Raw genomic sequence first — 20360 nt, 5'->3', positions numbered from 1 at the left:
TTTTTTCACTATTATGTCCTCCCAGGAAAGGGCTCCGGTTTGTCCGGGCTGCACAAGAAGGCTTGCAAGCGGCGTGCCAACCGAAAAATGCAATGCTGCTATGCGTCTTCGGGGTCGTATGTTAATCCTTTTGGCAAAAAATTGCTCATGGAGTGGCTGTGTCAGGCGGAAACTTGCCAATCTTTGGCCGTAGTCTCCCACAGCTGAGGCCGCGCCACGCCGCTGTCGGCCTGGTGGCTCTGCTCCTCGTGCTGGTGGTCAGCTGGGCGTCCTTCGAAGTCAGCTTGACCGGCACGATCAAGGATGCCGGCGCGCAGGCACAACGCCGCCTGGCCTTGTTCGATCGCACGCTGGAAACCATCATTGAGCGCTTTCACTACCTCCCGGTGGCCGTCTCGCAGGCACGCGAAGCGCGGCAGGCGTTGGAGCAGCCTTCGGATGTCCTGGCCATCGACGCTGCGAATGGCTTCTTGAGCAAGTTGAACGAGACGGCCGGCGCGAGCGAAATCTTCCTGATGGACCTTGAGGGGCGGGTGGTGGCCGCGAGCAATTGGTGGGCGCTGCCCAGCATTATCGGGACCGACTATTCCTTCCGGCCCTATTTTGCCGAAGCCATGCAACGGGGGCGTGCCCAATACTACGCCTTCGGCATCTCGACCGCCGTTCCTGGCTACTTCATTTCGGAGCGCGTTGACGGGCCGGCCGGCCCCTTGGGCGTTGCGGTTACTAAGATCAATCTAGGAGAGATCGAAGCCACGTGGTGGCGGTCGGGCGAGCTGATCGGCATCGCCGATGTCAACGACGTGGTGATCCTCTCCACCCGGCCGGACTGGCGGTATCGGCCGCTACAGACCATCCCCTCAACGCGCCTGAACTCGATCGCCACCCAGCAGCGCTATGGCGAGATCGGCATCGACAACACCGGCATCATCGTCGACCGCTGGTCTTCACGGGGCGCCGAAATGTCGCTGCTCAAAGGCGGTGATCCCGAAACCTCGGGATATTTCCTCGTGGAGACCCTGCGGTTGCCCAAGCATGCATGGCGGCTCCTATCGTTCACACCGCTGGCGCCGCTCTACTCGAGCGCGCTCATTATGGCTCTCGTGGGTGGCCTTGCGTCCGCGGCTGCTGTCCTCATCGCTGTACTCTTCCTGCAGCGCCGAAGGCTGCTCGCGCAGCGCCTGGCCGAGCATGATCGGCTCGAGCAGCGCGTGGCCGAGCGTACCGAAGACCTTCATGCCATGAACGAACAACTGCGTGCTGAAATCGCAGAACGCGTACGTGCCGAAAAAGCTGAACGAACGGCCCGCGACTCTCTGGTGCAAGCGGCCAAGTTGGCCAGCCTCGGCCAGGCTCTCGCCGGGGTAGCCCATGAGGTGAGCCAGCCCGTTGCGGCTCTCGCCACCCATCTTGCGAGCGCCAGCCTGATGGCGCGCACGCGTCAGGACAATGAAATGGTGAGCATCCTGGGCACCATGAACCGGGTTGTGGATCGGCTTTCGGCCCTGACCGGGCATCTTAAGACGTTTGCCCGCAAGGAGACACGGAGCGGCGGACGGGCCGACTTGGCCACCGTCATTGCCAATGCCTTGGATCTGACGGACCACAAATTGCGGGCCTTCGGCATAGACGTGGACTATCGAAGGCCGCACACGAAGATGATGGCCGACGTGAACCCGGTGCACCTCGAGCAGGTCCTGATCAATCTCTTCGCCAACGCCGCGGATGCCATGGAGCATCGCCCGGTCCGGGTCCTCTCCATCAGGGTCGAGCACCGGGAAGACGCGGCCGAGATTTCAGTGGCCGACACGGGTGAGGGCATGGAGGCGGCAGAGTTGAACAACATTTTCGACCCTTTCTATTCCACCAAGGAAGCGGGCCGGGGCCTTGGGCTCGGACTGTCCATATCCTACGGCCTGATGCGCGATGCTGGCGGAGCGATCATCGCTCAGAGCCGGCTCGGCCGCGGTAGCGTCTTCACCGTGCGCCTTCCCTTGAGTGAGACCATTGAAGTGGCCGGAGTGACTGCATGACTCGTCCAAAGGTGCTGATCGTCGACGACGAGGAAATGATGCGGACGGCGCTCGAGCAGTGGCTCAGCCTGTCCGGCTTTGATCCGCATGTAGCAGCCTCGGCCGATCTGGCCCTGCAGATGGTGGACGATGTTCGGCCGGACGTCATCCTGAGCGACGTCCGGATGCCTGGCCTTGATGGAATGGCCTTTCTTCGCGCCGTTCGCGAACGCCGGCTGCCTGCTGAAGTGATCCTGATCACCGGACATGGGGACGTTGCGATGGCTGTGGAGGCCATGCGGGCCGGTGCCTTCGACTTCCTCCAGAAACCCTACGTACCCGACCAGTTGGTCGAAACACTGCGACGGGCTGCCGAACAGGTGGCCCTGCGGCGCGAAGTGGCGTCCCTGCGCCGGCAACTCGATGGTGGCGACAATGAACTGGCGGGTCGGCTGGTGGGTGCCTCGCCGGCCATGGAAGCGCTTCGTCGCGCCGTTCGGGAACTGGCCGACATCCCCGCCGACGCCATCATCTACGGCGAAACCGGCACAGGAAAGGAAGTCGTTGCACGGTGCCTGCACGACTTCTCCCCGCGCGCCAAGGCGGCCTTCGTGGCCGTCAACTGCGCCGCCATTCCCGCAGAACTCATCGAGAGCGAGTTGTTCGGCCACGAAGCCGGAGCCTTCACCGGTGCCTCCTCGCGCCGCGTCGGCAAGTTCGAGCATGCGAACGGCGGAACGCTGTTGCTCGACGAGATAGAGTCCATGCCGCTCCTCGCGCAGGCAAAGGTCCTCCGTGTCATCCAGGAGCGCATGGTGGAACGCGTGGGCTCCAATACTGCCATTCCGCTCGACGTCCGAATTATCGCCGCCTCGAAGGTCGATCTCGCGCAGGAAAGCGCGGCCGGCCGCTTCCGGGCCGACCTCTACTATCGGCTGAACCTTGCGACACTGCATCTGGTCCCTGTGAGAGACCGGGCAGACGATTGCGTGCTGTTGTTCCAGCACTTTCTCAGCCAGGCGTCTGAGCGCTTCAAGAGAACGGCCCCGGCGCTCCATCCCGCCGATCTCGACGCCCTCAGGTCGCACTCCTGGCCGGGAAACGTCCGGGAGGTGAAGGCGGCCGCAGAGCGCTTTGCGCTTGGTCTGGATGCACCTGGCCGGTCTCTTGAGAACGTTCTCCACACTGGCAGTGCGCCGGCCGCATCGTCCGGAAGTCTGGCTGACCAGGTCGCCGACTTCGAGCGCCGTCTCATCGAGAAGGAACTGGCCCGGCACCAAGGGTCCATTGCCGCCGTCGTTGATTCCCTCAAAGTCCCACGGCGAACGTTGAGTGAGAAGATGACCCGTCTGGGCGTGCGCCGCTGATCACCCCGCAGCCACGCCCAGCAGGGCGAGCATGAGAAAAGTCGCAAACAGCACGAAGTGCGTCATGCCCTCGATGGCATTCGTCTCGCCATCGTTGAGGTTGATCGCCGCGACGATCAGCGTGATCGCCACCAGCATGGTCTGAATGGGCGTCATCGCCATGACGATCGGCTGTCCGGTAATCAGCGCGATGGCTTCGATCACAGGGACGGTGAGGATCACCGTCGACAAGGATGCCCCGAGAGCGATGTTAATGACCACCTGCATCCGGTTGGCCAGGGCAGCGCGCAAGGCAGTGAGAATTTCCGGTGCAGCTGACATTGCGGCGACCACGAGCGCGGCCAGCGCCACAGGCACGCCAACCGCCTCAAGCCCATCCGTGAGAAACAGCGACATCACTTCAGCCAAGAGACCGATCATCACTATTCCCGCCACCAGTATGATGATGGACGGCACCAGCGGCTCGTCCTTCAGCGAGCGGCGGCCGCGGGTCTTCTTTTCGGGGTAGCTGTAGTTGAAGAAGTAACTGTGCGGCCCGATCTGGTTGCGCAGAAAGACCCAGTAGAGCGTTGCCATCGCGCCGATGGTGAAGAGCGAGTAGAACTGCCATCTGTCGCGCGGCACGAACTCAGGAACGACCATGGAGATGCCCATGGCCGTGAGGATCATCGCGACATAGGTCTTGCTGGAGTCGTCATTGTAGGGCTGCTCTCCATGCTTCCAGCCGCCAAGGAGGGCGGAGAGGCCAATAATGCCGTTCATGTCGAGCATCACGGCGGAAAAGATTGTGTCCCTCGCCAGGGTCGGCGAGTTGCTCCCGGTCATCAGGATAACAAGGATGATCACCTCCACCAGAACGGCCGAGATTGTGAGGATCATCGTGCCGTACGGATCACCGACCTTGGCCGCCAACACTTCCGCGTGGTGGGCCACCCGGACCGACACCGCGATGATTGCCGCAATCAGCGCTGCCGCGGCCGCAAGTTCGGCCAGCGCCCCCCAGCCCACTATGGCGTGTTCCAGCAGGAACGCCGCACCGCCGATCCCCAGCGCAAGGACCAGCAGGGCCTCTCCGCTGAACGCTTCAAGCGGAGAGCTTTTCGAATCCATCGTCGCGCCTCTGAGTATGGGAAGGGTGTTCTACGCGAACGCGGGCAAGGCCATGCCGTTCCGGCCGGCCTTCACCCTTCCGCAAACTGCGCTTTGCTTCTCCCCGTAAGTCATTGTACGCAGGAAGCCGCAGGCTTGGAGTATAGTGGAATGCCGATCGTCCCCGTAATTCTGGCCGGCGGCCAGGGAACACGCCTCTGGCCAATGTCGCGGACGGCGCGGCCAAAACAGTTCTTGCCGCTGACGGGGCCGACCAGTCTCTATCAGCAGACATTGAAGCGCGTGTCTGACACCGAACGATATGGCCCCGCTGTCATTCTGACCAACGCGGAATATCGGTTCATCGTGGCCGAGCAGGCGCTGGAGATTGCCGCTCCGCTGGCCGGTGTCTTGCTCGAACCCGTTGCCCGCAACACGGCGGCGGCAATCGCCGCTGCGGCGGCCTATGTCGCAACCCATGTGGATCCCGATGCTGTCCTGCACATCCTGCCATCGGACCACGATGTCGTGGTCGACGCCGACTACTGGGCCGCAATCGACGCGGCCTCGAGGGCAGCCTCGAGCGGTCGTCTCGTCACCTTCGGCATTCGACCCACTCGCCCCGAAACGGGCTACGGCTACATCCAGACAGGAGACAACCTGGGCGAGGGCGTGTACTCTGTGGCCCGCTTCACCGAAAAGCCGGACCTCGAGACCGCACAGCGGATGCTGGACAGCGGCGACTATGCCTGGAACTCGGGCATGTTCATGATGAAGGCCTCGACCTTCCTGGAGGAGGCGAAAAGGTTGGCGCCACAGACCTTGGATGCTGCCCGCAAAGGTGTGGAGGCCGCGCGTTCCGATCTCGATTTCGTGCGGCTCGACGAAGCCAGTTTCGCAGCGGCGCCAGACATTTCGGTTGACTACGCCATCTTCGAGAAGACCTCCCGCGCAGCCGTCATGCCTGTATCCTTCACATGGTCCGATCTGGGGGCGTGGGATGCCGTCTGGGATGTGTCCGAGAAGGACGCTGCCGGCAACGTCGGCGTCGGTCCTGTCACCTTCTCCGACTCCGAGCGCTCGCTTGTCGTCTCGGAGGGTGCTCACGTTGCTCTTGAAGGGCTGAGCGATATCGCCGTCATTGCCAGCGAAGATGCCATCTTCGTGGGCCGGCTCAGCGATGCGCAAAAAGTCGGGCCGCTCGTCAAACGCCTCAAGACCGAGGCGCACACCCGCGCGCTCACCGAAATTCACAAGACCGCGTACCGTCCCTGGGGCGGCTACTCCTCCGTCCTTAGCGGCGAGCGCTTTCAGGTGAAGCGGTTATTCGTAAAGCCAGGCAAGAAATTGAGCCTGCAAAAGCACCACCATCGCTCGGAACACTGGATTGTCGTGCGCGGCACCGCCGAGGTGACGATAGACGGCACGGTGCAGATGGTGATGGAAAACCAGTCGGTCTACCTGCCATTGGGCTGCACGCACCGGTTGGCCAACCCCGGCAAGATCCTCCTTGAGCTGATCGAGGTCCAGACCGGCTCGTACCTGGGCGAGGACGACATCATCCGCATCGAAGACGAGTTTGGCCGCGCCTAGTCCGGGAGCCACAATGAGCAGCCTCAAATTTGGCACGAGCGGCCTACGTGGCCTCGTCACTGATCTGACGCCCGACGCCTGCCGCAGCTACACCGCTGCCTTCGTGCATCATCTGCGCGCGGCCAAGGCCCTCCAGCCAGGGCAGACAATTCTGGTGGGGCGGGACTTGCGCAGCTCGAGCGGGCGCATCGCTCAGGACGTCCTGGGTGCCATCCGCGGGCAGGGGTTCTCTGCGGTCGATTGTGGGGAACTGCCCACGCCCGCCCTGGCTCTCCACGCCATGCGGGTGGGGTCGCCCGCCGTCATGGTGACGGGCAGTCACATCCCCGATGACCGCAACGGGTTGAAGTTCTATCGCGCCGATGGGGAAATCGATAAGGCGGACGAACAAGGAATCCTCGCGGCGCTGGCAACCGCCATGGAGGCGCCAGCCGCAGCCTCCACAGCAAGAACGACTGACGAAGCGCTTGGCGCCTATACCCGCCGCTATCTCGCCCTGGGATCGGACCTTCTCTCCGGTCTGACCATCGGCGTCTATCAGCACTCATCGATTGCCCGGGACCTGCTGGTTTCCTTGCTCCAGGGCCTTGGCGCCTCAGTCCTTGCCTACGGCCGCTCCGATACTTTCGTCCCGGTCGACACCGAGGCGCTGCGGCCAGAGGACGTCTCGCTGGCCAGAGACTGGGCCGCAGCCCATGACGTGGACGCCATCGTTTCCACGGACGGTGATGCCGATCGCCCGCTGATCGCCGACGCGGCAGGCCGCTTCATCCGAGGCGATCTGGTGGGGACGCTCACGGCCCAATGGCTGGAGGCAGACCAGGTCGTAACGCCGGTCACATCGACGTCCTCAATCGAGAGATCGGGACTTTTCTGCAAAGTGATACGGACCCGCGTCGGTTCGCCTTACGTCATCGCAGGCATGGCCGAAGCCGATGGCCACGTCGTGGTTGGCTTCGAGGCCAATGGCGGCGTTCTGATGGGTGGTGCGAGCCCCCGCCGCCAACTGGAGGCCTTGCCGACACGCGACGCCGCTCTTCCCATTATCGCTGTTCTTGCTTTAGCCAAGGAAAAGGGGCTGCCCCTATCCGAGCTCGTGGCAACCTTGCCGGCCCGGTTCACGGCCAGTGATCGCCTCAAGGAAACGCCCGCTACCGCCACCACGCCTTTTCTTGAACGGCTGACGCAGCCACAGGCGGCCGGGGAATTCCTTCAAGACATCGGACCGCTTCAAGCGGTCGACGTGAAGGACGGGGTTCGGCTGACCTTGACCAGCGGCGAAACCATCCACTTCCGCGCCTCTGGAAACGCACCCGAATTGCGCTGCTATACCGAGGCGGACACGGATAGACGGGCCGACCAACTGCTTCGCTGGGGCCTCGAAAAGGCGAAAGCGCTGCTCGTCTGATTTCCCGGTCACGGTCGACTCCTTTGGGTTCAGGACGTCAACGCGCGTTCCGGCCGATATGGGGGAGGGGCGTATCAGCCCGTCAACTTTACCAGCGCGTAGCCGTTGCGGGCGATTTCGCCCTCGATCTCGCGAGAGGATGCACTAAGTAGCTTGTCCTCTGGCCAAGCAATCGCAAGATGCCGCCATCCCGCGCACTAAGATGTTCCGGGAACCCCGACTCTGGCCCGTATGGCAACACCAGAAGGGACGGTGCGTCGTCGGGCTTCATCTCTGAGATGAAGACGTTGACCTGCACTTGTTCCGCCCCAGGCCATTGAGACGTGACGTGCGTTGGGAGGCAAGTGCCCGAAGCGACGGCGAAGAGAACGGCCGGGGAAGCTGTTCGAAGCAAAGGACCCGGCTGTTTGCCGGGCCCTGTTAACGTCGTAGGTCTTTGACTAGTCCTTCTTGAGCTGGCCGGGAGCGCTGTCCTTGGCGTCACCGTCCTGCTGACCGGGTGCAAAGTCCTTGGCGTCGCCGTCCTGCTGGCCCGGTGCGAACTCGCGGGCGCTGTTTTCCGCGCCCTTGCCACTCTGGTCGCCGACCCCGTCATCATTGGCTGCAATGAGCACCAGCACATCCTGGGTTGCTGTCACGGCAACGCAGGTCGGCTGAAGATCCCCTACGGCAAGGCCACAAGCCTCGGCAGCGGCGTCCGACGACAGCGAGACGGTGCCAGGAACGTCATCGAGGTCGATGTTCAGTTCGCTGGCAATGTCGGCACTGATGGCGGAAAGGTCGACAACGACAGTGTCCTGCGCCAGCGCGGCGCCAGAGGTCAGGAAGGTTGCGGTCAAAGCCAGTGCAGCAAGTTTCTTCATGGAGGTTCTCCGCTTTTGCATGCCCCCGCATCCACAACAGTCTGGCAGCGGCAAAGTTCCTGCTAACCACTTGATAAACAAAATGAAATTTACGTGTTGCTACGTGTCACGTTCTGTTCAGCTTCCCTTTGCCGTCGCGGCCTTATCAGCAGCAAGACGACGAGGCGACCGCCCAGATCAGCAGCCGGGATGAACTGGTTGGGTAGTCAGGACAGCTTATGCTCGCTCTCCCGTAACGCCTCTATCACCCTGTCAGCCATCGACACACAGCGGGCACCGTCGAAGGGGAACAGCGCTGCAAACGATCCCTTGGCTTGCTGCTCGATGGCTATGCGCAAGAGCCGCCTGGCGCGGAACAGGCGGCTCCGAACCGTATCCGGTTTGATGGCCAGTTGGACTGCGGTCTCCTCTACGCTGAGCCCCTCCACATCGCGCAAGACCAGCACGAGGCGATAAGCATCGGGAAGCTCATCGATGGCGCCCTCCAGAAGCCCGCGGATTTCGTGACGTGCCATTTCTTGTTCCGGATCAGCGGCAGCTGCCGAAAGAAATATGATCTCTCCCCCAGCTTGCTCCTGTTGCAGTTCAATGTGTTCAACGCCCACGGTGGGCCGCCTCGTGCGCGCCCGGCCGAGGGCCTCGTTGAGGGCTATGCGAGTTATCCAGGTGGAGAACGCGGCATCGCCTCGAAAGCCATCGAGATGGGTGAAGGCTTTCACGTAGCTCGCCTGCACCACATCTTCCGCCTCACTGTCGCTTCGCAGTATGGCTCGTGCTGTCCGGAACAGTCGCTGGTTGTGTCGCTGGATCAGAGTGCGGACAGCGGCTTCCACCCGGTGCCGGGCTAGGTCGACAAGCGCCTCGTCATCGAGGCTGCTGACGTCCCGTTCCTGGTCTATCGCCAACACAGCCATCTCTAGCTCCTCTGCTTGACGGGAAAGGGCAGGCGCCGGGCTCGGCGCCTGACGGGTTCAGGGTAGGACCACCAGAGTTCCGGTCATGCCCGGGTGGAACTTGCAGACAAAGTCCCACTCGCCGGCTTCGTTTAGCGGCATGACGACGTCCTGTTTGGCCGGCAGATCAACATCGAACGACTTGTCCGTTGCCGTTGCACTATGACGGAAAATATCAGCGTTCTTCCAGGTGATTGTGTCGCCCACGTGCAGCTCCGACGGGAGTGGGCCGAACGTCATCTTGTTGACCAGAACGGTGTAATCAGCCGCCATAACCTGCCCGCCGAATAGGGCAAGCAGCATAACTGGGGTCGCAAGGCAGAGCCGGTTGCGCATCGCCTAATCCACCATCTCTGAAAGATGCTCAGCGTGGGCCTGATGCTCGGAAAACAGCGCCAGGCCCGTTTCGAGCAGTTGCTTGAGTTCTCCATTCTGAGCCGCGGGGATCAAGCTCGTGCGCAGCGCCTCGTTGACGGTCTCATGGTACGCGACCTCGTTTTCCACGTAGGCAGCGTCGAACGCGTCACCGTTGAGGGCGTCGAGCTCTGCCAGCTTGGCCTTCGCCGCATCCGACAAGGCTTGGCTGGTGCTGTTGTCCTGGGGGGTAACACCGAGCTTGCCGACAAGCGCAAGGGCCTGATCGTTGACCGCCTTGTGGTCCCGCGCCATCTGCTCGGCGAATTCGATCACCTCCGGATTCTGACTCTTCGCCAAGGCTTGTTCGGCGGCATCGATGTCGATCTGCCCAGCCGTGTAGGCGATGTGAGCGATCTGCTCATCGGTAAGGGCCGCGTCCTGCGCGGTTGCGGCGGTGGCCAGCCCCAGGACAGCAAAGAGCGCGAGCGTGGTGTGTCTGATCATTTGTGGTCTCCAGCGAGTAAGAAACGGACCAGCTAGGTTTCGCCAGCCCGTCTGCTCATTGGATTGCGCGACCGGACAAATGTTCCCGGAAAAGATGCGGCGTCTTCAGAGACGCCTCGCCAGGACCAGCGGGGTAAGACGGTTTTGCTCTCCTCGCCCATAGGTTACCCGCCCATGACGAGAAAAATTCGGTCGCTTCCAAGAGCCAACGGCCCGATACTCAATGGGTCGGCGAGCAAAAAACCTGCCCGATCAGTTCATCTGCCTGATCTGATAGGAACTGGCGAGCATGCTGCAGATGGGGCACCAAGATTTGGTCATCACGACCTCATCCAGGCGCGCAAAGGGAGTGGCAATGTCCGCCAGCTTGACGAGGTCGAGTTCATAGTCGTGTTCGTTCGGGCAGGTGGCGTGGACCGTGACGCCAAAGTTTAACGCTTCGCGCAGTGTCGAACTCAGATCTGCCATTTTGCCGCCCCGTTTTAAACTGTTCGGTTACGAGACTGCGAGCGGCGCGGATCATCTCCATTCAAGAGGCTGACCAGTCTGCAGCGCCATTACCGGGTAGGATGCCCTATTCGAAGGCCGGCCCCCCCGTTTACCCCTGTGCTATTGCTTGGCGCGGTTGATTACCGGGCGCACAGCGGGCGGCGGTGGAAGCAGGTCGCGAATGTCGACGAAGGGAAAGACGGGCTCGAACCGGAACGCCTCGGCATGCTCGCCCTCGGGCGCGTTCGCCTGGCTGGCGCGAAAAGCCGAGAGTTGCAGGGCCGAGCCGACGAACCGTTCCGGGTTCTGCGAAACATGCAGCCGGATCGCGTTCGCCTTGGCCCGGATGTGTGCACTGATGTCGACGTAGTGGGTCGGTGTCGGCCCGACACCGCGCAGGGCGTCGCATTGGAGCACGGGCGCACTGAACGAGGCCGCGATGCGAACCGCCTCGCTCAGGGCGCGATGGTCGCCATGATAGTCGTTGGCGGGATGGGTGATCATCAGATCAGGCGCGGTGGCCTCGATCGCCGCCTTGAGGGCGCTGACCAGGCTCGCGTCGGCGACGAGTTCGCCGTCCGGCAGGCCGAGGAAGTGCACGCTCGCGCCAAGAAGCCCCGCGGCAGCCTGCGCTTCCGCCTTGCGCGTGGCGCTGAGGAGGGCAGGGTCTGCCTTGCCGCCCTTGGCGCCATCGGTGGCGATGACGTAGTCGAGACGGTCGCCCCGCGCCGCGCAGGCGGCGAGCGTGCCGAACATGTAGATCTCGATGTCGTCTGGGTGCGCGCCGATGGCGAGGACGTTCATGCCGATTATTCCGCCAGGAACTCGAGGACCATTGCCGCCGTCCAGGTGAAGCGGCCGCCGCCGCAGGGTTCGGCGGTGATCGGATCATAATACTCCGCAAAGCCCGACTGCGTAATCAACTCCAGGCTGGAGCGCCGGATATGGTCGGCCACGGTCGTTTCGCCGCTGGCGAGCAGGCCGTCGGCAATCATGTAGTTGGTGACGAGCCAGGCCGGCCCGCGCCAGTAGCGCTTTGCCTCGAACCGCGGATCGTTCGGATCCTGGCTGGGCACGATGAACTTCACCTTTTCCGACCATCGTTCGATGGTACGGGCAATGGCCTCCGCCCGGTGCGGTGGAATCTTGGCCAATGCCGGCAGCAGGCCACCGATCGAGGCGCTGTCGATGAGCGTCCCGGTGGTCCGTTCCTTGCAGAGATAGAGCCCGTCCTCCTCGCTCCAGAGCCTATCGAGCGCGACAAGCTGCGACAATGCCCAGGAAAAGGGCGATACGTGCGGTGCCGGTGGCCAAGACAATGCGGCGCATAAGATCGGCGACGCGCTCCGATGTCGGCTCGCTAAAGAGCACACCGGAGCTACTGCGCTCGAAAAGTTTGCGGGCGGCAGCGAGCTCGGGAAAGCAATCGATGGTGCGGCTGATGAAATCCTCTGTGAACTGCATGACCCGGCTGCGCAGTGGGACGTTGGTTTCGTCCGCGACTTCGCTGACCCAGTTATGCGGCAGGTTTGGACCGACGAGCACCAGATTGCCCGGGGCGAACTGGCCGATGAAATCGCCGATGAAATAGCGGCCCGTGGTGGCGCAGGCCAGATGCAGTTCATACTCGGGGTGGAAGTGCCAGCGCACCGTGTGAAACGGATAGCCGTGTTCCCAGGCCTTGAAAGATTCCGTCTCGCCAATACGGACGAGTTCGAGATCCGGTTGCACCATAATCCTCCCGCCAAGAGCCTCGCATGGGGCCGTCGCTTTGGCATGGGCCGGGTTTCTCCCGATCTCCACACTCGTAAGCTAGTGCCGAACCTTCACGGTGCGCTACCACGCAATTGTCTTCTACCTGATACTTTTTTGTCGATCATATTTCTCTGTCGGCAGGAATTTATCAGGTCTGAAGTACGTGTGTCAGCACGAGGTGTCGTCCTTGGCGCCGAAGTCCGTCCGCTGACGCACGAAGGGGGCACAGGTGGCCTCTCACCCCAGTAAGACGCTTGTCCGCACCCCGGTCAGCTGCGCTTAGATAAACCGTCCGCGGAGGCACGATCGTCTGGAATGGGGCGCGGGAAAATCATGACAGATTTCATTTTGACCTCCTCGCACCTTCAGCCTTCAGGAGCGTGGAGGCCCCTGGGGTGACGGTATGGACTTGCGCCGCCAAGGTCGAACGCCCGGATGGGTTAGTCGAGGTGCAGTTTACATCGTCGCTTGTCGACGACTTGTTTCCGACTGCTGCGTTCTCGCAGCCGGCGTCACGGCCGTCCGCCTCATCAAGGGGGGTCTCTGTAGCCATCAGTGCGCTTGCTGTTTCGACCCCTGCGGCACCAGCTCGAGGCTGTCGGCGAGCGCCTGGAGTGAAACCGGCTTCGAGATCGTGCCCAGGACGACGTCACCTGCATCGGCGGCGATATGATCCTGCCCTGTCAGAAAAAGACACGGCACCTTCCGATCCTTCAGCCAGCGTGCCGCATCCGGTCCTGTTCGACCGTCAGCCAAGTCGATGTCGATGAGCGCCACATCCATTGCGTAGCTGTCGAATTGTGACTTGAGGGCCGTAAAGCTGTCCAGAGAACCGGCGAAGGTGTGCCCGAGATCCTCCACCAACTGCTCGACGTGGAACGCGATCAGTGGATTGTCTTCCAGATAGAATATTCGCATCAGGCCCTGCGCACTCCGTGTGCGAGACGAACGCCACACGGCGTCTCTAGTTCAAGTCAGTTGAGAAATGTTTCCCCTGGCAGAAAAGCCAAAGCCCTCGGCCGCGTATTGGAACGTCGGCGGGTTGCCGAAGAGCATGCTCAGCGCCGAGCGAAGATATCGCGTTCCATAACCGAGACGGCTTGGTTCTCTGGCGGGTGGACCGCCGCGTTCTGTCCATTCGAGTGACAGGTCGCCACTTGTCTCGTCGACGGACCAGATCAGGTCGACTTTGCCTTCAGGCACTGACAACGCGCCGTATTTGATCGCGTTGGTGGCCAGTTCATGCAGACAAAGCGCAATCGTCGTCGCGGCCTCGCGGTTGAGCAGTACGTCCGACCCAGACGCCAGAATACGATCGGACCCTTCCTGCCGGTAGGGTCCGAAGATCAAGGCAGCTACTGCGGCCATCGAGACCTGCTCCCCATCGGCGTCAAATACCGTGGAATGGACGCCGGCCAGTGCCGTCAGGCGGCCCCGGAAATCCTGTTTCAGGCCGTCCAGCGAGGCCGACTGCCTGGCGGTCATCTCGAAGATCGAAGTGACGCTGGCCAGGATATTCTTGACCCGGTGGTTCAGTTCGCGCCGAAGCTCGACCTCGCGCTCCATGTTCTCGAACAGATCCTGCTGCCGGCGCCGTGCGAGCAGGCCTGACTGGACCCCGCTGATCAATTCTGCCGGTTTGACGGGCCGGTGGTAGAACAGGTGCCGTGCCCGTGGCCAGAGCCGGTTGAGGTGAACCCTCACGGTTTCGGTCGGCGCGTTCTTGTCGAGCAGGACCACAACGGGCAGTTCCGACCAACTCGGCTGGGCCTCGAGGTGCGCAGCCACGGTCTGGAGCACATCGGGCTTTAGCGCTTCATGGGTGGCAACCAGCACACCGGGAATGCCTTGGAGCTTGTTCCCCAAGCTGTGCACGTCGGTCGCGATTTCGGCGTCGATGTCGTGGGCCAGTAGCAGCTGGCGCACATAGTCCGCGTCCCGCCGGTAAGGTGCCAGGATCAGCACCTTCTGCAGTTTGCCAAAGCTGAACAGCGGCTCGCTCACGCCTCGGGTATCGGGTTGTACGGGACCACCTTCACGCCTGAGCTGTCGATCAGCAGTTCGTGCACGTCGAGGTCATGGGGCCCGTGACGCTTTTTGACCACGGTGATGTTGCGCCGCAGCCGCCCATCATGCTCGGAGATCCGGAGCAACAGGACCGTGTCTCCCAGGAAGCTGACATCGACGTCGATGCCGACGTTCTGGCCGAGCAATCCATGCTGGGCGACGATCAGCATCGTGAGGACACCCGACCGAGCCAGGTATTTCAGGAGCGACTGGATGTCCCGCACGGCCTTGTCGCGGTGCGGCACCGAGTTGAGATAGCCCGTGAAACTGTCGATGACGACGACCCGGCTATCCTCGGCGGTGACGATCTGCTGCACGATCTGCGCGAACTCGCCGGGCGAAATATCATTGGGGTTGAAGTCGCGAATGGTCAGCCTGCCCGAGTCGTAGAACTCGCGCATGTTGAGCCCGAGGCCCTCGGAACGCCGGAAGAAGGTTTCGAGCCGCTCTTCGAACAGGAACAACGCCACGTGCTCGCCGCGATTCAGTGCTGCGGTGGCGTAGAGCGAGGCCATGGTCGATTTTCCCGTGCCGGCCTGGCCGATTACGAGTGTCGTCGTTCCCGACTCCTGCCCGCCACCGAAGAGGTCGTCGAGCGTGCTCAGGCCCGATTTGATGAGCTCCGGCTTGTGGTTCTGGGTTGCGTGGTCCGGCACGATTCGCGGGAATACCACGACACCGTCGCCACTGCGGATCGCCATGTCATGATAGCCGTCAGCGATAGCGACGCCGCGCATCTTGCTGACTTCCATCCTTCGGCGCACCGGCCCGTACTCTTCCAGCGACTTGTCAAAACGAATGACGCCGTGAGCGATGCCTTCCACTTCCTCGGCGTTGACCCCCTCGCTGGTCTGCGTATCGAGGAGCAAGGCTACGACGTTCCGCTTTGCCAGGAACGCCTTGAACCCGATGAGCTCGCGCCGAAACCGGGGCGTGTCGCCCGTCAGCAGGCGAATTTCGAGCAGGGAATCGTAGACCAGCCGGGACGGCTTGTACTCATCGATGGCGCGCTCGATGGCGAGCCGGGTTTCGTCCAACCGCAGTTCGGCCGTCTGGAAGATGGTCTGATCGGCGGCACCGTTCACATCGTCCGATGCCGAAAGCTCCTCGACACGTATCCCGTCCATGGACCAGCCATGGGAGACCGCAATGGAGGCCAACTCCGCTTCGGTCTGCGACAGCGATACATAGATGCAGCGCTCACCCTGGTCGAGGCCGGCCCGCAGGAACTGCAGTGCCGCCGTGGTCTTGCCCGATCCTGGCGCCCCTTGCAGCATGTAGAAATTTTTCGGTGGCAGTCCGCCGCGCAGGATTTCGTCCAAACCTTGAACACCGGTGCTCACCGGCTGGGGTTTCTTCGCTTTTGCCATCGACCGTCCGAATTGTGGTGCGCGCAACCAGGATGGTCACGATGAGATATATGACAAGCTAAACTTCCGGCGGCGATATCGCGACCTAAATCGTAGCGCACCGGAAAATAAGTTTTGCGCTTTGAGATGCCGGTGACCCGGTCAATCGGGCGCATTGTTATGTGCCGGCGACAGCGCGACGGTACCTTCTTTGGCGATCGTGTCGGGGTAATGCGCGGTTCACCGTGTCCTCCGGCTCAATGGCAGGGACCACCTTCGCTACGCCGCCTTTCGCTGGCAGATCTCCTAATCATAGCGGATCAGTCGACGGTTCGTCGGGTCGGGGTGTGCCGACAGGAACTGCCTCTCCTTGTGGGAGCCGCGCCGACATGGCCTCGATGTTGTGGATTGGAACCTTCAGCCATCTCTGAAGATGACCGGAACATCGGTGGCATTTTCGTGGGACTTCTTGGTCGCACCAGGAATCACATCATTTAAAAAAATCTCATTCTGTTCACCGGCTCCTGCAAAATGAGGGTTGCACCAAAACCCCTGTTTCTCTATGTCTCCGCGCAGTCGGGGCGTAGCGCAGCCTGGTAGCGCATTTGTCTGGGGGACAAAGGGTCGTCGGTTCAAATCCGGCCGCTCCGACCATTTCAAACTTCCGGCGGCCTGGCCGCCACAGCGGGCCGAACAACGCGCTGGAGGGGCCATGCCGTTGCACGAGAGCGATCTTGCGCCCGCCCTCGGACTGTGGCCGGGCCTTGCCGGCGCTAAGCTGACGCTCATCAATCACTCCGAAAATGAAACCTTCCTGGTGGCGCGTCCCGAAGGGAAGAAGTCCACGCTGCGCGTCCACCGCCCGTCGTACCAGAGCACCGCAAACATCCAGAGCGAACTCGCCTGGCTCGATGCCCTGCGCAAGGATACGGACGTGCCGGTGCCCAGGGCCATCCCTGGCATCGACGGGCAGGCGCTGCAGCACTTCGTGACGCCTGGCGGCGAGTTGCGCCATGCCGTGCTTTTCGAGTTCCTGGAGGGAAGTGAGCCTGCACTGGACGGTGACGTCAAGTGGCTCTTCAATGTTCTGGGAGGCTACGCCGCGCGGCTGCATCGCCAGGTTGAAACCTGGCACAAGCCATCCGGTTTCGAGCGGCAGGCCTGGTCTGCGGCCACCATCCTCGACGTGGACGGGCTTTGGGGAGACTGGCGTATCGCCCCCGGCGTGACCCGGCAGGTCCGGCTCGTGCTGGATCGCCTGGATGCGGCGCTTTGGCGGCGGCTTACGGAGTACGGGCAGGGCGCCGACCGTTACGGTCTCATCCACGCCGATATGCGGCTTGGCAATCTTCTCGTGGATGGCGAACGCGTCAGTCTTATCGATTTCGACGACAGCGGCTTTTGCTGGTTCGCCTACGACTTTGCTGCCGCAGTATCTTTCCACGAGACGCACAAGTCCATGCCTGGCCTGAGGGCCTCCTGGCTGGACGGCTACCGAAAGGTCCGTCCCTTCTCCGCGGAGGATGAAGCGGCCATCGACTCGATGGTCATGCTTCGGCGGATGGCGCTTTTGGCCTGGATCGGCTCGCATGCCGAAACGCAACTCGCGCAGACGCACATGGAGGGCTTTGCGGAAGGAACCGCGATGCTGGCCGAACAATATCTGCGCGGCTCGCTCTGGCGGTAAACCGCTAGACCAGCAGGCGTTTTCCCGCCGCGTGGCTCTCGTATTGACCCATGGCCGACGAAACGCCCCAGATCAGACCGATCAGCAGGTAGAGGTGTCGCCAGTGATCGGTATCGATGATCGCCGACTCGCCCGCCAGCATGGCGAAGGTCGAGATCAGCGGAATGGCCAGTAGCCGGTAGGGCGAGGGCCGCGCGAGAGCGGCGAAGCCCTTCCAAAGCGTGACGGCAATCAACAGGTAGAAAAGAAATCCGCCGCCCCAGCCGTAGACGTGCAGGACCGTGACGTAGACGTTGTGCGGCTCCTCCACGATGCGCAGGTTACGAAACTCCGCTGGCCCGATGCCCCAGGGATGATCGAGCGCCAGCTCGAAGGCGTATCCCTGCCGCCCGAAGCGGCCCGTAGCGCCTGAATCATAGTCCTGTGAGGCCGCACGCACCTCGAAGAGGTGGTTGACGGCAGGGATGGAGAGCAATCCGGCCAGGGCCACGACGAGCAACAGCGCGCCCGCCAGCGACATCATGAGGATGCGCACCTTCTCACGTGCATTGGCTTCGAGGAAGAAGACCAGCGCCAGCACCATTCCCGAGGACAGCGCGAAGTGGCCCCATGCCGCCCGGGAGAAACTCACGAAGACACCGACAAAGATGACCATGTAGAATAGCCCGCCCCAGATCACCTGCCGGCGATCGCCGAGGAGAATGCGCTGCAGCGCAAACATGGCCGGCAGGATGAGGAACGGTCCGAAGACGTTCGGGTCCTTGAAGGTGGCGCGGGCCCGGCCGTAGAGCAGGAAAAGATCGGATGCGGGGACGAGCCGAAGGTAAGCGAGCGTCCCCAGTATCGATGCGAACAGCGCGGCGGCTGTGTAGGCGGAGACGATGAGCTTCATGCGCCGGCCAGGTGCTTCGGCGACGAAGTTGGCCACGAAATATGAAGTGACCAGAAGAAAGATCGTCACGAGGCTGAAGGTGAGCGCGGAGGTGACGCTGGAGTAGCGCACCTGGAAACAGGCAATCAGCGCGAAGGGCGTGAAGAGAAAGATGATCGCCAGCAGGCCCACCGTCGACCGGTAGAGGCCGAGGCCGGCCAGGAGGGCGACCGGAAGAACCAGGACGAACGCCAGTTCATACGGCGAAGGTTCGACGAAGACGATCGCGCCCGAGAAGATCCAGATGGCCACCAGGACGTCGAGGGAACGCCGCGCGAAGCGGCCGAGCAGGGCCCGCCCGAGTTGAGCCCGCTCCGAAAGCGGCGCCGCTGCGACGGCAGTGGCGCTCAATAGGCGTTCTCGCTCTTCGAAATTAGCGAGATCGGCGTCATCAGCACGATGTAGAGGTCGAACAGGATCGACCAATGCTCGATGTAGTAGAGGTCGTGGTTGACGCGCTGCATGATCTTGTCGACCGTGTCGGTCTCGCCGCGCCAGCCCTTGATCTGTGCCCACCCCGTCATGCCGGGCTTCACCCGGTGACGTGCAAAATAGCCCTCGACAGCTTCGTAGTAGAGCAGGTTCTCCGCCTTGGCCTGGGTGGCGTGAGGCCGCGGTCCGACGATGGACAGCTCTCCCTTGAGCACGTTGAAGAGCTGCGGCAACTCGTCGATCGAGGTCTTGCGGATGAAACGACCCACCCGGGTCACGCGAGGATCGCCCTTGGTCACGAGGCGCGACGCGGTCTGGTCCAGCATGTCCGTGCGCATGGATCGGAACTTGTAGACGCGGATCATCTCATTGTTGAAGCCGTGCCGGTTCTGCACGAAGAAGACCGGGCCCTTGCTCTCGAGCTTGATCGCGATGGCTGTAACGACCATCACCGGCGAGAGCAGGATGAGGGCCAGGAGGGCGACGACCTTGTCGAACACCCACTTGAACGTCAGGTTCCAGTCCGAGATCGGCCGGTCGGCCATATCCAGAACCGGCACTTCGCCGACATAGGAGTAGGCGCGGTTCGTGAACTTGAGCTTGCTCATATGCGTGGCGAGCCGGATGTCCACCGGCAGCACCCAGAGCTGGGTGAGCATGTCGAGGACGCGCTTTTCCGCCGACAGCGGCATGGACACCAGCACGAGGTCGACCTGGGTGCGGCGAGCGAACTCGATGAGGTCCGCGACCTTCCCGAGCTTGGGATAGCCCGCCACGGAGTCGGGCGATCGGTCATCGATCCGGTCGTCGAAGAGGCCGAGCAGGTTGATGTCGTTCCCGGCGCCGGAGCGGATCTGGTCGATCAGCACCTCCGCGTCTTGTCCGCCACCGACGATAACCGTGCGCCGCTTGAGCCGGCCATTGTTGCTCCAGTGCTGAATGAGGGCCCTGAGAGCGAGCCGGAAGCCCAGCAGCAGCGCCGTCCCAGAGACGAACCAGGTAAAGAGCCAGACGCGAGAGAGCTGGTCCCCCGCCTTGAAAAAGAAAATAGCGGCCGTGAGCACCGCCATGGACGCTCCCCAGGCAGCGATGACACGGCCAGCCTGATTCAACAGCGTCCGGTAGGCCGCGATGCGGTGGGTCCGGGCAGCATTGAGCAGGATATTGGCGAGAAGCACCGTGCCCAGCACCACCGGGCCATAGAAGGCTTCCTGTCCGGAAGGGACGTAGAGCAGGTGAATGGTGTACCCCAGGGCAACCAGCAGCAGCGCTTCAACGATCTGCGCCACGCCGGAAATGATCGCGCCCGAGTAGGTGCGCTCGATCGGAGCGTTGACGATGGCGTCGGCAAAGGAAGAAAGGCCGCGATGGTCTTCGACTGCCTCGCCACGGAGAGCGTGATCTTCGATCGCTTTTTGGGGATCGACGCGGAACATGATGATCCTGCCAACGGGGTGCTAATCCCGCTATTGTCGACCGCGGCTCTTTAAAACTCCGTGAAATA

Annotated in this window: 19 protein-coding genes and 1 tRNA gene; 6 read left to right on the top strand and 14 right to left on the bottom strand. The window is 62.3% G+C overall.

Annotated features, from left to right (window positions below):
* Positions 1–233: 233 nt before the first annotated feature.
* Complete coding sequence (locus IC608_RS05710; RefSeq protein ID WP_191773401.1) at positions 234–2033, top strand: ATP-binding protein; 1800 nt, start codon at positions 234–236, stop codon at positions 2031–2033.
* On the top strand, positions 2030–3379 hold the full coding sequence (locus IC608_RS05705) for a sigma-54-dependent transcriptional regulator (RefSeq protein ID WP_191773400.1): 1350 nt from the start codon (positions 2030–2032) through the stop codon (positions 3377–3379). Before IC608_RS05710 ends, IC608_RS05705 begins: the two co-directional genes overlap by 4 nt.
* On the opposite strand, the gene IC608_RS05700 is transcribed toward IC608_RS05705, so the two are convergent.
* Positions 3380–4489, bottom strand: a complete 1110-nt coding sequence (locus tag IC608_RS05700) for a calcium:cation antiporter (RefSeq protein ID WP_191773398.1) — start codon at positions 4487–4489, stop codon at positions 3380–3382.
* 150 nt (positions 4490–4639) lie between these two features.
* Here IC608_RS05700 and IC608_RS05695 point away from each other — a divergent pair, with 150 nt between their 5' ends.
* On the top strand, positions 4640–6061 hold the full coding sequence (locus IC608_RS05695; RefSeq protein WP_191773396.1) for a mannose-1-phosphate guanylyltransferase/mannose-6-phosphate isomerase: 1422 nt from the start codon (positions 4640–4642) through the stop codon (positions 6059–6061).
* A 13-nt stretch (positions 6062–6074) separates the two neighbouring features.
* Positions 6075–7469, top strand: a complete 1395-nt coding sequence (locus IC608_RS05690; RefSeq protein ID WP_191773394.1) for a phosphomannomutase — start codon at positions 6075–6077, stop codon at positions 7467–7469.
* A 440-nt stretch (positions 7470–7909) separates the two neighbouring features.
* Here the strand turns inward: IC608_RS05690 and IC608_RS05685 are convergent, their stop codons facing one another.
* The 11 genes from IC608_RS05685 to IC608_RS05635 form a co-directional block, all read right to left on the bottom strand.
* A complete protein-coding gene (locus tag IC608_RS05685) occupies positions 7910–8332 on the bottom strand; it encodes a hypothetical protein (protein WP_191773392.1) in 423 nt (140 codons plus the stop codon).
* A 206-nt stretch (positions 8333–8538) separates the two neighbouring features.
* Entirely contained in the window at positions 8539–9246 is a 708-nt protein-coding gene (locus tag IC608_RS05680; RefSeq protein WP_191773390.1) for an RNA polymerase sigma factor, read from the bottom strand.
* A gap of 57 nt (positions 9247–9303) precedes the next feature.
* Positions 9304–9621 (bottom strand): cupredoxin domain-containing protein, encoded by a 318-nt coding sequence (locus IC608_RS05675; protein ID WP_191773388.1) that lies wholly within the window; start codon positions 9619–9621, stop codon positions 9304–9306.
* Between the two features lie 3 nt (positions 9622–9624).
* Positions 9625–10146 carry a DUF4142 domain-containing protein gene (locus IC608_RS05670; RefSeq protein WP_191773386.1) on the bottom strand — a complete coding sequence of 174 codons (522 nt, stop codon included), beginning with the start codon at positions 10144–10146 and terminating at the stop codon, positions 9625–9627.
* Positions 10147–10398: 252 nt separating this feature from the next.
* On the bottom strand, positions 10399–10614 hold the full coding sequence (locus tag IC608_RS05665) for a hypothetical protein (protein WP_191773384.1): 216 nt from the start codon (positions 10612–10614) through the stop codon (positions 10399–10401).
* A gap of 141 nt (positions 10615–10755) precedes the next feature.
* The gene (locus IC608_RS05660; RefSeq protein ID WP_191773382.1) at positions 10756–11439 is read right to left on the bottom strand and encodes a PIG-L deacetylase family protein; all 684 of its coding nucleotides are present in this window, start codon (positions 11437–11439) and stop codon (positions 10756–10758) included.
* A 5-nt stretch (positions 11440–11444) separates the two neighbouring features.
* Positions 11445–11909, bottom strand: coding sequence for an MGH1-like glycoside hydrolase domain-containing protein (locus tag IC608_RS05655; protein WP_191773380.1), 465 nt, complete (start codon positions 11907–11909; stop codon positions 11445–11447).
* On the bottom strand, positions 11884–12366 hold the full coding sequence (locus tag IC608_RS05650; RefSeq protein ID WP_191773378.1) for an AraC family ligand binding domain-containing protein: 483 nt from the start codon (positions 12364–12366) through the stop codon (positions 11884–11886). The genes IC608_RS05655 and IC608_RS05650 overlap by 26 nt, the downstream gene beginning before the upstream one ends.
* A 576-nt stretch (positions 12367–12942) precedes the next feature.
* Complete coding sequence (locus IC608_RS05645) at positions 12943–13308, bottom strand: response regulator (RefSeq protein WP_191773375.1); 366 nt, start codon at positions 13306–13308, stop codon at positions 12943–12945.
* A 51-nt stretch (positions 13309–13359) separates the two neighbouring features.
* Positions 13360–14394, bottom strand: coding sequence for a sensor histidine kinase (locus IC608_RS05640; RefSeq protein WP_345890839.1), 1035 nt, complete (start codon positions 14392–14394; stop codon positions 13360–13362).
* A complete protein-coding gene (locus IC608_RS05635; protein ID WP_191773373.1) occupies positions 14391–15827 on the bottom strand; it encodes an ATPase domain-containing protein in 1437 nt (478 codons plus the stop codon). Before IC608_RS05635 ends, IC608_RS05640 begins: the two co-directional genes overlap by 4 nt.
* A 556-nt stretch (positions 15828–16383) precedes the next feature.
* On the opposite strand from IC608_RS05635, the gene IC608_RS05630 reads away from it, so the two are divergent.
* Positions 16384–16460 (top strand) — tRNA-Pro (locus tag IC608_RS05630).
* A gap of 58 nt (positions 16461–16518) precedes the next feature.
* A complete protein-coding gene (locus IC608_RS05625) occupies positions 16519–17493 on the top strand; it encodes a phosphotransferase enzyme family protein (protein ID WP_191773372.1) in 975 nt (324 codons plus the stop codon).
* Positions 17494–17497: 4 nt separating this feature from the next.
* On the opposite strand, the gene IC608_RS05620 is transcribed toward IC608_RS05625, so the two are convergent.
* Positions 17498–18775, bottom strand: coding sequence for an O-antigen ligase family protein (locus tag IC608_RS05620; protein WP_191773370.1), 1278 nt, complete (start codon positions 18773–18775; stop codon positions 17498–17500).
* Positions 18772–20292: an undecaprenyl-phosphate glucose phosphotransferase gene (locus IC608_RS05615; RefSeq protein ID WP_191773368.1), complete on the bottom strand. Its 1521-nt coding sequence runs from the start codon at positions 20290–20292 to the stop codon at positions 18772–18774. The genes IC608_RS05620 and IC608_RS05615 overlap by 4 nt, the downstream gene beginning before the upstream one ends.
* Between the last annotated feature and the right edge of the window lie 68 nt (positions 20293–20360).

The organism is Devosia oryzisoli, from assembly GCF_014837245.1.
Classification (GTDB): Bacteria; Pseudomonadota; Alphaproteobacteria; order Rhizobiales; family Devosiaceae; genus Devosia; species Devosia oryzisoli.
The sequence above is the reverse complement of the archived record's forward strand: the minus strand, read 5'-3'. Positions and strand labels throughout refer to the sequence as shown.

What these genes read in the sequence shown, in the direction of transcription:
- IC608_RS05700 (WP_191773398.1), bottom strand. Translation starts at nt 4,489, where the DNA reads ATGGATTCGAAAAGCTCTCCGCTTGAAGCGTTCAGCGGAGAGGCCCTG.
- IC608_RS05695 (WP_191773396.1), top strand. Translation starts at nt 4,640, where the DNA reads ATGCCGATCGTCCCCGTAATTCTGGCCGGCGGCCAGGGAACACGCCTC.
- IC608_RS05680 (WP_191773390.1), bottom strand. Translation starts at nt 9,246, where the DNA reads ATGGCTGTGTTGGCGATAGACCAGGAACGGGACGTCAGCAGCCTCGAT.
- IC608_RS05625 (WP_191773372.1), top strand. Translation starts at nt 16,519, where the DNA reads ATGCCGTTGCACGAGAGCGATCTTGCGCCCGCCCTCGGACTGTGGCCG.
- IC608_RS05665 (WP_191773384.1), bottom strand. Translation starts at nt 10,614, where the DNA reads ATGGCAGATCTGAGTTCGACACTGCGCGAAGCGTTAAACTTTGGCGTC.
- IC608_RS05675 (WP_191773388.1), bottom strand. Translation starts at nt 9,621, where the DNA reads ATGCGCAACCGGCTCTGCCTTGCGACCCCAGTTATGCTGCTTGCCCTA.
- IC608_RS05670 (WP_191773386.1), bottom strand. Translation starts at nt 10,146, where the DNA reads ATGATCAGACACACCACGCTCGCGCTCTTTGCTGTCCTGGGGCTGGCC.
- IC608_RS05615 (WP_191773368.1), bottom strand. Translation starts at nt 20,292, where the DNA reads ATGTTCCGCGTCGATCCCCAAAAAGCGATCGAAGATCACGCTCTCCGT.
- IC608_RS05705 (WP_191773400.1), top strand. Translation starts at nt 2,030, where the DNA reads ATGACTCGTCCAAAGGTGCTGATCGTCGACGACGAGGAAATGATGCGG.
- IC608_RS05660 (WP_191773382.1), bottom strand. Translation starts at nt 11,439, where the DNA reads ATGAACGTCCTCGCCATCGGCGCGCACCCAGACGACATCGAGATCTAC.
- IC608_RS05635 (WP_191773373.1), bottom strand. Translation starts at nt 15,827, where the DNA reads ATGGCAAAAGCGAAGAAACCCCAGCCGGTGAGCACCGGTGTTCAAGGT.
- IC608_RS05645 (WP_191773375.1), bottom strand. Translation starts at nt 13,308, where the DNA reads ATGCGAATATTCTATCTGGAAGACAATCCACTGATCGCGTTCCACGTC.
- IC608_RS05685 (WP_191773392.1), bottom strand. Translation starts at nt 8,332, where the DNA reads ATGAAGAAACTTGCTGCACTGGCTTTGACCGCAACCTTCCTGACCTCT.
- IC608_RS05690 (WP_191773394.1), top strand. Translation starts at nt 6,075, where the DNA reads ATGAGCAGCCTCAAATTTGGCACGAGCGGCCTACGTGGCCTCGTCACT.